13 protein-coding genes are annotated in these 13,282 nt (G+C 40.7%); all 13 read left to right on the forward strand.

Going from position 1 to position 13,282, the window contains the following annotated elements; genetic code table 11:
- A partial coding sequence (locus ABH959_RS08435) for an NADH-quinone oxidoreductase subunit C (RefSeq protein WP_404492447.1) occupies positions 1–945 on the forward strand: 945 nt, incomplete at its 5' end.
- Positions 946–948: 3 nt separating this feature from the next.
- The gene (gene nuoD, locus ABH959_RS08440) at positions 949–2,049 is read left to right on the forward strand and encodes an NADH-quinone oxidoreductase subunit NuoD (RefSeq protein WP_113936196.1); all 1,101 of its coding nucleotides are present in this window, start codon (positions 949–951) and stop codon (positions 2,047–2,049) included.
- Positions 2,049–3,050 carry an NADH-quinone oxidoreductase subunit NuoH gene (gene nuoH, locus ABH959_RS08445; protein ID WP_002068471.1) on the forward strand — a complete coding sequence of 334 codons (1,002 nt, stop codon included), beginning with the start codon at positions 2,049–2,051 and terminating at the stop codon, positions 3,048–3,050. The genes nuoD and nuoH overlap by 1 nt, the downstream gene beginning before the upstream one ends.
- A gap of 25 nt (positions 3,051–3,075) precedes the next feature.
- Complete coding sequence (gene nuoI, locus ABH959_RS08450; protein ID WP_000677191.1) at positions 3,076–3,495, forward strand: NADH-quinone oxidoreductase subunit NuoI; 420 nt, start codon at positions 3,076–3,078, stop codon at positions 3,493–3,495.
- The gene (locus ABH959_RS08455; protein ID WP_001012819.1) at positions 3,492–4,016 is read left to right on the forward strand and encodes an NADH-quinone oxidoreductase subunit J; all 525 of its coding nucleotides are present in this window, start codon (positions 3,492–3,494) and stop codon (positions 4,014–4,016) included. The genes nuoI and ABH959_RS08455 overlap by 4 nt, the downstream gene beginning before the upstream one ends.
- On the forward strand, positions 4,009–4,323 hold the full coding sequence (gene nuoK, locus ABH959_RS08460; RefSeq protein ID WP_000100081.1) for an NADH-quinone oxidoreductase subunit NuoK: 315 nt from the start codon (positions 4,009–4,011) through the stop codon (positions 4,321–4,323). The genes ABH959_RS08455 and nuoK overlap by 8 nt, the downstream gene beginning before the upstream one ends.
- Before the next feature lie 29 nt (positions 4,324–4,352).
- The gene (gene nuoL / locus ABH959_RS08465) at positions 4,353–6,215 is read left to right on the forward strand and encodes an NADH-quinone oxidoreductase subunit L (RefSeq protein ID WP_113936197.1); all 1,863 of its coding nucleotides are present in this window, start codon (positions 4,353–4,355) and stop codon (positions 6,213–6,215) included.
- Positions 6,212–7,714 (forward strand): NADH-quinone oxidoreductase subunit M, encoded by a 1,503-nt coding sequence (locus ABH959_RS08470; RefSeq protein WP_404492448.1) that lies wholly within the window; start codon positions 6,212–6,214, stop codon positions 7,712–7,714. Before nuoL ends, ABH959_RS08470 begins: the two co-directional genes overlap by 4 nt.
- 7 nt (positions 7,715–7,721) lie before the next feature.
- A complete protein-coding gene (gene nuoN, locus ABH959_RS08475) occupies positions 7,722–9,236 on the forward strand; it encodes an NADH-quinone oxidoreductase subunit NuoN (protein ID WP_404492546.1) in 1,515 nt (504 codons plus the stop codon).
- A gap of 208 nt (positions 9,237–9,444) precedes the next feature.
- Positions 9,445–9,681 (forward strand): DUF1146 family protein, encoded by a 237-nt coding sequence (locus ABH959_RS08480; protein WP_002016201.1) that lies wholly within the window; start codon positions 9,445–9,447, stop codon positions 9,679–9,681.
- Between the two features lie 51 nt (positions 9,682–9,732).
- Complete coding sequence (locus ABH959_RS08485) at positions 9,733–10,437, forward strand: YwmB family TATA-box binding protein (RefSeq protein ID WP_002139032.1); 705 nt, start codon at positions 9,733–9,735, stop codon at positions 10,435–10,437.
- Positions 10,438–10,476: 39 nt separating this feature from the next.
- Positions 10,477–11,781 carry a UDP-N-acetylglucosamine 1-carboxyvinyltransferase gene (gene murA, locus ABH959_RS08490; RefSeq protein ID WP_002068497.1) on the forward strand — a complete coding sequence of 435 codons (1,305 nt, stop codon included), beginning with the start codon at positions 10,477–10,479 and terminating at the stop codon, positions 11,779–11,781.
- A 406-nt stretch (positions 11,782–12,187) separates the two neighbouring features.
- The gene (gene spoIID, locus ABH959_RS08495) at positions 12,188–13,207 is read left to right on the forward strand and encodes a stage II sporulation protein D (RefSeq protein ID WP_404492449.1); all 1,020 of its coding nucleotides are present in this window, start codon (positions 12,188–12,190) and stop codon (positions 13,205–13,207) included.
- Positions 13,208–13,282 lie beyond the last annotated feature (75 nt).

Genomic DNA, 13,282 nt, shown 5'->3' on the forward strand with positions numbered 1-13,282 from the left:
GCAAAAGCAGCGGCACTAGCGAAGCAAAAGCGAGAAGGATCAGAAGAAGTAACGGACGAAGAAAAAGCCAAAGCGAAGGCAAAGGCCGCAGCAGCCGCAAAAGCAGCGGTATTAGCGAAACAAAAGCGAGAAGGATCAGAAGAAGTAACGGACGAGGAAAAAGTTAAAGCAAAGGCGAAAGCTGCAGCAGCTGCAAAAGCAAAAGCAGCGGTATTAGCGAAGCAGAAGCGAGAAGGGTCAGAAGAAGTAACGGACGAAGAAAAAGCTAAAGCGAAGGCAAAGGCTGTAGCAGCTGCAAAAGCAAAAGCAGCAGCGTTAGCGAAGCAGAAAGCCTCACAAGGTGAGGGGGATTCTGGAGATGAGAAAGCAAAGGCAATTGCAGCCGCGAAAGCGAAAGCCGCTGCTGCGGCAAGGGCAAAGGGATCTGTAAATAAGATAGAAGACGAACCGCAACAGGAAGAACCATCAGTTAACCAACCATATTTAAATCGCTATGTGGAGGTTGTTAAGGAGAGGGTAGGAGAATATGCATTAGTAGATTCCTATATTAATAAGCTTTCAAAAGATGTTCCAACGCTTGTGGCGGAGCCTTCGAAATATTATGAAGTGATGGAATTGCTAAGATTCCATGAAGGACTTGCTTTTGATTATATGTCAGAGCTACATGCGACAGATTTTGTGACACACATGGAAGTATACGTTCATTTATTTTCATATGGAAAGAAACAGTCAGTAGCAGTGAAGGTAAAGCTGGATAGGGAAGCGCCGCAAGTGAAATCAGTGACGCCGCTTTGGAAAGGGGCAGATTGGCCGGAGCGTGAAGCGTATGATTTGCTCGGTATTATATTTGAAGGTCATCCTAATTTATCTCGCATTTTAATGCCGGATGATTGGGTGGGGTATCCGCTTAGGAAAGATTATGAACCGTATGATGTGGAGGTGTAGCTTGTGATCCGTACGGAAGAGATGCTCTTAAATGTAGGGCCGCAGCATCCGAGTACACATGGTGTGTTTCGGCTTGTAATTAAGATTGACGGGGAAATTATTAAAGAGGCTACACCGGTTATCGGATATTTGCATCGCGGAACAGAAAAGATTGCTGAGAGCTTGCAATATACACAAATTATCCCGTATACAGATCGAATGGACTATTTATCAGCAATGACGAATAATTACGTCCTTTGCCACGCTGTAGAGACGATGATGGATCTTGAGATTCCAGAGCGTGCTGAATATTTACGGGTGCTTGCGATGGAGCTTGGGAGGGTTGCGAGCCATCTCGTCTGGTGGGGAACGAACTTGCTTGATATAGGAGCGGTTAGTCCATTTTTATATGCCTTTCGTGAACGAGAGATGATTATAAATTTATTAAGTGAATTGTGCGGTGCAAGGCTTACTTTCAACTATATGAGAGTTGGCGGTGTGAAGTGGGATGCGCCAGACGGCTGGATTGAAAAGGTGAAAGAGTTTGTTCCGTATATGAGAGAGCAATTGGCAGGTTACCACGACCTCGTTAGCGGAAATGAAATTTTCTTAAATCGTGTGAAGGGCGTTGGCGTATATAGCGCGGAAGAGGCGATCTCGTATTCTTTAAGCGGCGCAAATTTGCGGTGCACGGGAGTCCACTTTGATCTTCGCAAAGATGAGCCGTATTCTATTTATGATCGTTTTGACTTTGATGTTCCTGTTGGGAGCACGGGAGATGCTTGGGATCGTTACGTTTGCCGGATGGAGGAAATTGAGGAGTCATTGAAAATTATTGAGCAAGCAGCCGAGCAGTTCCCGAAAGACGGCGCTGTGCTGGCGAAAGTCCCGAAAATTATTAAAGCACCTAAGGGAGAAGCGTTTGTCCGTATAGAGTCACCACGCGGGGAGATTGGCTGTTATATTGCTAGTGATGGAAAGAAAGAGCCGTACCGTTTGAAATTTCGCAGACCGTCTTTTTATAATTTGCAAATCTTACCGAAATTATTGAAAGGTGAAAATATCGCCAATTTAATTACGATTTTAGGTGGGGTTGATATTGTACTTGGGGAGGTTGACGGCTAATGATTGAGACGCTCTTACAATCACCTTCAAGCTGGACGAATTTCTTCATTTTTTTCGGGTTAGCGGTGCTTCTATTATTTGCAGTCCTTGGCTTCGTTACATACGGTATTTTGGCAGAACGGAAAGTGATGGGATTTATGCAAGGACGGATTGGACCAAATCAAGTTGGGGGCCGGTTCGGTTTACTCCAAACGGTAGCTGATGTTTTGAAACTATTATTAAAAGAAGATAGCATTCCGAAAGCTGCTGATAAACCGTTGTTTATATTAGCACCTGTTATTGCATTCGCACCAGCATTTATGGTACTTGCGGTTATCCCGTTTACCGATAAATTTCAGTTCGCGGATATTGGCGTAGGGTTACTGTATTACATTGCTGTTTCTGGGATTACGACGATCGGAGTTGTAACTGGGGGATGGGCATCAAATAATAAGTATTCCCTTTTAGGAGGGATGCGTGCGGCGGCACAAATGATTTCTTATGAGATTCCACTTGTGATGAGTGTAATTGGTGTCGTTTTGTTAGCTGGTAGTCTTAACTTGAATGAAATTGTAGCGGCGCAGGAGAAGGTATGGTACATTTTCGCACAGCCAATCGGTTTCGTCATTTTCTTAATCGCGGCAGTTGCAGAGTTAAATAGGACGCCGTTTGATTTACCAGAAGCGGAGTCAGAACTTGTTTCAGGATACCATACGGAATACTCAGGTTTTCGCTGGGCGTTTTTCATGCTTTCAGAGTATGTGTATTTCTTCGGGATGTCATCTTTAATTACAGTACTCTTTTTAGGCGGATGGAATCCAGTTATGTTCCTTGGATTTATTCCAGGAGCCGTATGGTTTGCTTTAAAATTCAGCAGTGTGGTCTTTCTATTAATTTGGTTCCGCGTTACGTTCCCGCGTATAAGAGGTGACCAGTTAATGGAGTTTGGATGGAAAGTATTATTACCAATCGCACTTGCAAATATTTTCTTAACGGCATTGATTAAGGAGCTATTCTTCTAATCTATAAAGGGGGTGCCAGCAAGAGATGAAAGGACTATTTAAAGGGTTAAAATATACGCTTAGTAATTTGAGTAAGAAAAAGGTGACGTATGATTATCCAAATCAACCGTTGCCATTACCAGACCGCTTTCGAGGTATTCAAAAGTTTTATCCAGAGAAATGTATTGTTTGTAATCAGTGTTCCAACATTTGTCCGACAGATTGCATTCAATTAACAGGAAAAAAACATCCTGATCCTACGAAAAAAGGGAAAATTATCGACACGTATGATATTAATTTTGAAATTTGTATTCTTTGCGATTTATGTACAGAAGTTTGCCCGACAGAGGCGATTGTAATGACAAATAACTTTGAACTCGCAGAGTATTCACGTGATGATTTATTTAAAAATTTGCAGTGGCTTGACGAGAACGACGAGAACGTCAGGAAGGAGAATAAAGCATGAATGGCGAGTTTGTAGCTTTCTTTATATTATCCTTGTCTGCGATTATCGGCGGCGTTCTTATGCTGAATTTAACGAAAGTAATGCATATGATGCTGGCCCTTGTGCTTACGTTCCTTAGCATTGCGGGTTTGTACTTTCTCTTATCAGCCGAATTTATCGGAGTGGCACAAATTTTACTTTACTCTGGTGCAATCACTATTATTATGATTTTTGGCATTATGTTAACGAAACATAACGCGGAAAATGAATCGCGCCTTACTCTTCGAAAATGGATTATCTTCTTTGCGGTTGTAGCATTTGGAGCAGTTATGTATTTCGCTGTTAATAGTATCGATTTTTCAAATCAAAGCACACAAGGAAGTTTACCTCTCCATGAAAATAACACACTTCAAATCGGTACACTTCTCTATTCAAAATATATTATTCCATTCGAATTAACCTCAGTTATTTTACTTGTAGCACTTGTAGGAGCGATTATCCTTGCGAAGAAGGATGAGGGAGAGGAGGATTCCCATGAGTAGCGTTCCGGCTTCTGCGTATTTAACACTTGCGATTATTTTGTTTTGCATCGGCTTATTTGGAGCTTTAACAAAGCGAAATACAGTAATTGTACTAGTTTGTATCGAATTGATGTTAAACGCCGCCAATTTAAATTTAGTAGCGTTTAGTAAATTAGGCTTGTTTCCGAATTTAACAGGACAAATTTTTTCGCTGTTTACGATGTCTGTAGCGGCAGCGGAGGCAGCGGTAGGTCTTGCAATTTTGATTGCTTTGTACCGTAATCGCCCGACAGTTCATGTAGATGAGATGGATACGCTCAAAGGATAGCATTGTGACCGAAAAGGGGGAAGGAAACAATGATCGATTATGCATGGCTCATACCGCTTTTCCCGCTTGTTTCGTTTTTGTTACTTATTATGTTCGGGAAGAAAATTAGAGAGGGAAGTAGTGTACTAGGTATTTTCTTTACCTTTCTCTCCTTTATATCCGCGGTAGTGGTACTAATAGAACGGTTTTCATCCGAGGCAGTGAAGCATAAGTGGGTATGGCTTAGGGTAGGAGATATAGATATATCATTTGGTTTTGAAGTTACCGCATTAGGGGCTTTAATGTTGTTTATCGTTACGCTTGTGAGTTTTCTTGTACATGTGTACTCAAAAGGTTATATGAAAGGTGACACCAGATTACCAACCTTTTATGCATATTTAGGGCTCTTTACCTTTGCGATGCTTGGGCTAGTTATATCGACGAATTTATTACAGCTTTATATATTTTGGGAGTTAGTCGGCCTTGGTTCGTTTTTACTTATCGGTTTTTATTTCTTTAAAGAAGAAGCGAAGGCTGCTGCGAAAAAGGCTTTTATTATGACACGCATTGGGGATGTTGGGCTATTTATTGGGATGATATTAATTTTTTGGCACGCAGGTAGTTTTGAATATGACGCGATTTTTAAAGCGATTCATACGGGCGACCTCTCTCCTTCTATGATTACAATAACGGCGATATTAATTTTTATCGGTGCGATGGGGAAATCGGGTCAGTTCCCGCTTCATACATGGTTGCCAGATGCAATGGAAGGACCGACGCCTGTTTCGGCACTTATTCACGCGGCAACGATGGTTGCAGCCGGCGTATATTTAGTAGCGACAATGTTCCCGCTATTTTCAGCAAGTGCGGTAGCGATGCAAACTGTGGCAATCGTTGGGGCTTTCACCGCAATCTTTGCGGCCTCTATTGGTCTAGTACAAACTGATATTAAGAGGGTTCTTGCTTACTCTACAGTTAGTCAGCTCGGGTATATGATGCTTGCGCTAGGCTCGGCGGGTTATGTAGCTGGTATCTTTCACTTAACGACACACGCCTTTTTTAAAGCGTTATTGTTCCTGGCAGCAGGAAGCGTAATTCATGCAGTCCATACGCAAAACATTAATAAAATGGGCGGTTTACAGAAAAAGATGAAAGTAACCGGTGCACTATTTTTAATAGGCACACTTGCAATTAGTGGTGTTCCTCTGCTTTCCGGATTTTTTAGTAAAGATGAAATTTTAGCGGCGGCTTGGATGAATGGCAATTACTTTCTATTCGTTTTAGCAGTAATTGCGGCATTTCTAACAGCATTTTATATGTTCCGTCTATACTTTCTTGTTTTTACAGGGGAAACGAAGACGGAGGAAGAGGTGCATGAATCACCTCGCACAATGACGTATCCGATGATTGTCCTTGGTGTTCTTGCGGTAGTGGCAGGTTATATAAATACACCGTGGTTCGGAACGTTTCTTGGGGATTGGCTTACGAAAGATATAGGATTCCAGGTGAAGGAAGTGCATGGACCTGTTTGGATTATGGTTGTTGCGACGCTCGTTTCATTTGCGGGAATTGCCCTTGCATATTTCATATACGGCAAGAAATCTATCTCTAGAGATTGGGCCGGCGGAGAAGGGACGCCTCTTTATAACCTTTTGAAAGGAAAATATTATGTGGATGAACTATACAATGTGACGGTGCTTCCTATTACGAAAGGAATCGCTCATGTGCTTCGCTTATTTGAAGTATACGTTGTAGAAGGAATCGCAGTTTTAATTGCTGGACTTGTTAAAGGTATGAGTGGTCTAGGATCGCGGCTTCAAAACGGGAATGTACAAGTGTACGGAACTGTAACAGCAGTTTCGCTCGCAGTTCTCCTAATTATTTTGTTATATACGGGAGGGGATTTACGGTGAATGGATTGCTATTAACGTTCTTCATTTTTTCCCCGCTTTTAGGAATTCTCTTGCTTTTATTAACGCCGAAACGAGAATCGCGTACAGTGCAGGCGCTTGGTTTATTCGGAACGGCGCTTCCATTTGGAATTGCTATCGTTCTTGCTTGTACATACGCTTCAGGAAAGAGTTTATCGATATTTGATGAAAAAGTGAAATGGATTAAATTTGGGGATTTCACAGCAGTGGACAAAAGGTGGTTTTCAATTTATTACGAGCTCGGCATTGATGGTTTATCGCTTGTAATGATGGTGCTCACAGCCCTTCTAGCGATGCTTGCAGCTATTGCGGCATTTTCTATTAAAAGAAATTTGAAAGCATTCTACATGCTGTTACTCATGTTAGAAATAGGTATGCTCGGTGTCTTCGCTGCTCAAAATTTAATGTTGTTCTTCATGTTCTTTGAGATTACGTTGCCACCAATGTTTTTATTAATTGGCAAGTGGGGGAAATTGTCGAGTGAAAAGGCTGCATATAGTTATTTAATATATAACGGTATTGGATCAGCTATTTTACTTATCGTTTTCTCGGTTTTATTTGCGAAAACAGGTACAACAAATATTGCGGAGCTTAAAGAAATATTAACGAGTGTAGGTGCTGGGGGAGGAATGGCCGTCTCAAGTAGCGTACAGTTCGGCTTGTTTCTTGCCATAATGATTGCTTTTGCGATTAAACTCCCTGTTTTCCCTTTGCATCGCTGGATGGTCAATGTACACATAGAAGCGCATCCTGCTGTAGTTATGCTTCACGCGGGGGTTTTGCTGAAGATTGGCGCGTACGGTATTGTTCGCTTCGGGAAAGGATTATTCCCAGAATATTTTCGTGATTTTGCAACGCTAATCGCGATTTTAGGGGTAATTAATTTATTGTATGGAGCCTTTCTAGCACTCATCCAAACGGACTTTAGAAAGGTACTTGCTTACTCTAGTATTTCGCATATGGGCATTGTATTAATGGGGCTTGCGGCGTTAAATGCACCAGGTACACAAGGGGCATTGTTCCAAGTTGTGTCTCACGGTTTAATTGCGGCCTTACTCTTCTTCTTGCTTGGCATTATTGAAGAGCGTTTCGGGACTTCGGATATTACAGCACTTGGTGGACTTGCAAAAAGTGTTCCGGTGCTTAGCGGTTTCTTCCTAGCGGGCGGTATGGCATCGCTTGGAATGCCAGGGATGTCCGGATTTATTAGCGAATTCCTTGCCTTTCTCGGTTTATTCCAAGGGAAACCTGTTATTGCCGCTGCCGGTGTAATTGGAATTATTTTAACCGCTGTATACGTATTAAGAGCGACACTTCAAGTGATATTTGGTAAGAAAGAATGGGAAGCGAAATTTGATATACACGGATGGGAGTACGTTCCTGTTATAGTGCTTATCGTTTGTATTATTGCAATTGGGGTAATGCCAGAACTACTAGGGGATCCACTTCAAACTACATTGAAAACATTGGGGGTGAAGTAGGATGGATATGAACACGTTACTTAGCTTATCATGGCATCTCATGGTACCAGAATTCATTATTCTCGGGGCAGCCATCCTTCTTTCCATATGTGATTTGTTTTTTAAGCTAAACCATAGGTACGTTGCGATTGGTGCAATTGCCGCTACCTTGTTAGCGATAGTGTCATTAATGACGCTATATAGCGAACCGGCAGGAGATATTTTAAATGGATCGTTTGTACTAGATGGATTTTCAAAAGGATTTAAAACGTTGTTATTAGGCGGAGCAGCTCTCGTTTTATGTATGGCAATAAGCGATGACAAGAAGGAGCCTATTCAAGATAAAGGAGAATATTATTATTTGTTTTTAATGGCGCTTCTTGGAGCGATGTTCATGGCTTCAAGCGTTGATTTCATCACATTGTTCGTTGGTTTAGAGTTGCTTTCGCTTTCTTCCTATATTTTAGTAGGAATCCGAAAAAGAAACCGCGCATCGAATGAGGCTGCAATGAAATATGTCATTAACGGAGGAATTGGAACAGCAATTACACTCTTTGGAATGAGCTATTTATACGGTATTACAGGGTCGACCAACATATTGGAAATGCAAAAGGCATTTACGCAAGGATTGGCCGGGGGCATTCAGTTATTGTTAGCCCTCGCATTTCTACTTTTGCTCGTTGGACTCTCATTCAAAATTGCAACAGTGCCATTTCATATGTGGGCACCAGATGTGTATGAGGGAGCGGCTACACCTGTCACTGCTTTTCTCGGAACGATTTCTAAAATTGCTGGTTTTCTACTCATTACGCGTTTGTTTCTTATGGTGTTTGCAGGTGTGGCAATCCAAGGAGACGCACAATCTTTGTACGGGCGTATGAGTATATACATTGCGGTACTAGCTAGTATTACAATGATTGTTGGGAACGTAGTAGCATTAAAGCAATATAACGTAAAACGTCTATTTGCCTATTCAGGTATCGCGCATGCTGGGTATTTGCTAGTCCCTCTTGTAGCGCTATCGCAGTTTACGATGGATAGTATGTGGTTTTATATGCTTGCATATATGCTTATGAATATAGGAGCATTTGCAATCATCCACGGATTAATCTTACAAAATGATAAGGAAAACATGACGATTTTTACAGGGTTATATAAGCGATCCCCCTTTACAGCTATAGTGATGACGGTCTTTATTTTATCGTTAGCTGGAATACCGGGGACAGCAGGTTTCATCGGAAAAATTAACATTTTTTTAGGGGCACTCCATGTTGAACCTGCTCATTACGTATTAGCTTCTATTATGATGGGGACGACGGTTATTTCATTCGTATATTATTTCCGAATATTACAGCAAATGTTTTTCCGCAAGGGAGAGACAGAAGAAAAGCTCCGATTACCGTTAAATATAAAGATTGTCATGAGTCTTTGCGCAATTTCAATTGTAATACTAGGGATTATGCCGATGATTGGTTACAATTTCTTTTATGAACATTTTCCATTAATGAAGGATTTCTTCTTCTTGGGGAACGTGGTACAATAGTGGAAATAAAAGGTGTAGAGTCCGTACTCTACGCTTTTTATTTTGGAGTAACAGCAAATGAAAACGTCTATAGGTATATGTTTTCCGAGAGAAAATTACGATGTAAGATGCTTATTTACGTTTGAAAAAGTGTGGCTCCTACTTATTTATGGTATCGTTTTTTACATTTTGCGTAAGTAGTAGCCAAGCAAAAAAAGGGGTCGATTTTTTGGCACATCTTTTAGGGCAACAAGCACTGATTGCCATTGTTTCGCATTTATTGTTTATTACCATTACGTGGTGGGCCTTACAAGGTATTCACATTGAGCGCTTAATGAAGTCTGGAAAAGTGATGCAGACGAGAGTATTACTTATCCTAATTACAATTGCAATTGGGACATCTGTAAGTAACTTTTTCCTTGATTATTTAGGCTATTCAAAGAGTTTAACGTATTTAGTAAAGTAAGTGTATAGAACCTCATATCTCCGTTAACAATGGGGATAGGAGGGGATGAAATTGAAGTTTAAAGCCATTCTTATCGTTATCGTAAGTGTTGTTTTATTTTTGGTTGGATATAAAGAGATGAAACCTATAAGCGATGAACAGAAAATGGAGAGCATGATTGCAGCTTTAGAGAAGAACGATGCAAAAGTAGAGCGGTGGTCATGGTTAGCGCGAGAAACGAAAACAATTTCTAATATACATACGTTTCAAAAATTGTTAAACGATGTGAAGGAAGAGGCAAACATCGAAAGTTGGGAATTAGAACAATCTCCAGATGGATATAAGGCTACATCCTATAAAAAATCTTCTTCACATGAAGAACGAATAGTAGTAACTTGGAGTAAGGAAAATACTAAAGAAAACACTTTTATTATTTTTGAAGTGAGCGGGGCGAAATGGGACCCGAAGTACGTTCAGAACATGGATAAAATTTTTAGTGAAAAACCTATAATTTACACTTGTGTTCAAGGTGTACTGAATGATAAGATTGAAGGTGTTTTGCAAAATAAAACCAATCAGGTTTTGAAAGATCTTTCAGCAAGAGCGATCGAACAGATAGAAGAAAGAGCATTTGTATCAGTCTCCGCATATAATAAAAAGTGGAATGACGCTCTTTCAACAAATAGAGAGAAAATAAATGTGCAAATAGCAATACGTTCTACAAACAACAAAGATACAATTGTGGTTGGCACACCGATCATAACTTCTGAGTATTGAGTGAATAGATACTGAAAAAAGGACACGGAGGGGAATAATTTGGAAAAGATCATCGTCCGTGGCGGAAAGCGGTTAAGCGGCACAGTGCGTGTTGAGGGCGCAAAAAATGCTGTATTACCTATAATCGCTGCAGCCCTATTAGCGAGTGACGGAAAGAATGTACTATCTGAAGTACCAGTATTATCTGATGTATACACAATTAACGAGGTATTACGTCATTTAAATGCTGAAGTCGTATTTGAAAATAACCAAGTAACAATCGATTCTTCTAAAGAATTAAACATTGAAGCACCATTTGAGTATGTACGTAAGATGCGTGCATCTGTTCAAGTAATGGGACCATTATTAGCACGTAACGGTCGTGCTCGTATTGCACTTCCTGGTGGATGTGCAATTGGTTCACGTCCAATTGACCAACATTTAAAAGGCTTCGAAGCAATGGGAGCGAAAGTAAAAGTTGGTAACGGATTTGTTGAGGCACACGTAGAGGGCGAACTAAAAGGAGCTAAAATTTATTTAGACTTCCCAAGCGTAGGCGCGACAGAAAACATTATGTCGGCAGCTACATTAGCAAAAGGGACAACAGTCCTTGAAAACGCAGCGAAAGAGCCAGAAATTGTTGACTTAGCTAACTTCTTAAATGCAATGGGAGCGAAAGTACGCGGAGCTGGAACTGGAACGATTCGTATTGAAGGCGTTGAAAAATTATATGGTGCAAACCACCCTATTATTCCTGACCGTATTGAAGCAGGAACATTCATGGTTGCAGCGGCAATTACAGGTGGAGACATCTTAATTGAAAATGCTGTGCCTGAACATTTACGCTCAATTACAGCGAAAATGGAAGAAATGGGTGTTAAAATTATTGAGGAAAATGAAGGTGTACGTGTTATCGGCCCAGATAAGTTAAAAGCGGTTGATATTAAAACTATGCCTCATCCAGGTTTCCCAACAGACATGCAATCACAAATGATGGCATTATTACTACATGCTGATGGAACAAGTATGATTACAGAAACGGTATTCGAAAACCGCTTTATGCACGTTGAAGAATTCCGTCGTATGAATGCTGATATTAAAATCGAAGGTCGTTCTGTAATTATGAACGGTCCAAGTAGCTTGCAAGGAGCTGAAGTTGGCGCAACTGATTTACGTGCTGCAGCAGCATTAATCTTAGCTGGTTTAGTATCAGAAGGTTATACTCGTGTAACAGAGTTAAAACATCTTGACCGCGGTTATGTAGACTTCCATAAGAAATTAGCTGCATTAGGTGCAACTATTGAACGTGTAAACGAAAAAGTAGAAGAAGTGAAAGAACAAGAAGTTTCTGATCTTCACGCTTAATTGAAGTAGTCTCTATGTCTTTTGACATAGGGGCTATTTTTTTTGGGTTATTACTGTTATAGTCAATAAATTCTATACTTATGCACGTCTCAGTGAAAATATTTAGAAAATTTTTGTTTTATTCCACTATTTGCGGTCAGTAAAACCCCACTGATTAAAGTTTCACTTTATATCGATACCCCCAAGTATGTTCTAAAAGATCCCGTATTTCCATAAGAATGAAAGGAATCCAACTTTATCCCGCATTAACGGTCAGTAAAACTCCCACCTCAAAATTCGGCTGAAGCAAAGAAGTTAAGTGGGAGTCGGGCTGCCCGTAAATGCCCGATTGGTTCAACTAATAATCAGTGGGGGATGAACAAAACCCCCCACTGATTAAAGTTTCACTTTATATTGGGGGAATAGGATGAAATTTTCAAAGCCGCTTTTCATTACAGTAGCGCTCTTAATAGCGCTCGTTATCATTGTACCTGCTGCTCTTGTTATTCCGTTTGCGAAAGCAAAAGTAGGGGAAGAGGCAGCTTCTAAAACTCCTTCAGCGATAGAAAGTATACCAGCTCCAGGGAAAGTGGATACAGCGGTTCAAGTTGCTGTATATCGTGATCAGCAGAAGAAGGTAGAGACATTGCCTATGGAGGAGTATGTGGCCGGTGTAGTAGCTTCTGAGATGAATGCCAGCTTTGAAATAGAGGCGCTAAAGGCGCAGGCATTAGCAGCAAGAACATTTGTAGTGCAGCGTATGCTAAGCGGAGGTAAGAAAAACAATGCGGACGTGACAGATACGGTGAAAGATCAAGTGTACAAAAGTAAAGAGGAATTGAAGAAACAATGGGGTAATAACTACGAAAGTAATTTAAAGAAAATTGAGGAAGCCGTTTCGAAAACTGCAGGACAAGTTTTAACGTATGATGGAAAACCAATTTCAGCATCCTTCTTCTCAACGAGTAACGGACGAACAGAAAATGCAGCTGATTATTGGGGAAATGATTATCCGTACTTGAAAAGCGTAGATAGTCCGTGGGATCAAGCCTCTCCAAAATTTACGAGTGAGCAAAAATTCACAGTAGATGATTTTCAAAAACGTCTCGGTGTGAAAGTACTAGCAAACGGAAAGGTTGGTAATATTAAAGACCTTACGGAAGGAAAGCGAGTAAAGGATGTAGAGTTCCAAGGGAAAACATTAACAGGAAAACAAGTTCGTGAAAAGTTAGATTTACGCTCCTCAGACTTTACGTGGAAACAAGAAGGGGATAACATCACCGTTACGACGAAAGGATTCGGTCACGGCGTCGGTATGAGCCAATACGGAGCGAATGGCATGGCAGCGGAAGGTAAGAAATATACAGATATAGTCGCTCATTACTATAAAGGTATTGAAATAAAGACGATGAATGATTATGAAGGAAAGTTGATGGTGAAGAAGTAGGTGTCAGGGGTTTCCTGATACCTACTTCTTTTTTGTTTAAAATATCATAATTTTCCATTAATTGTTTGGTATAAT

The organism is Bacillus sp. RC51 (assembly GCF_044908115.1).
GTDB classification, from domain to species: Bacteria; Bacillota; Bacilli; order Bacillales; family Bacillaceae_G; genus Bacillus_A; species Bacillus_A mycoides.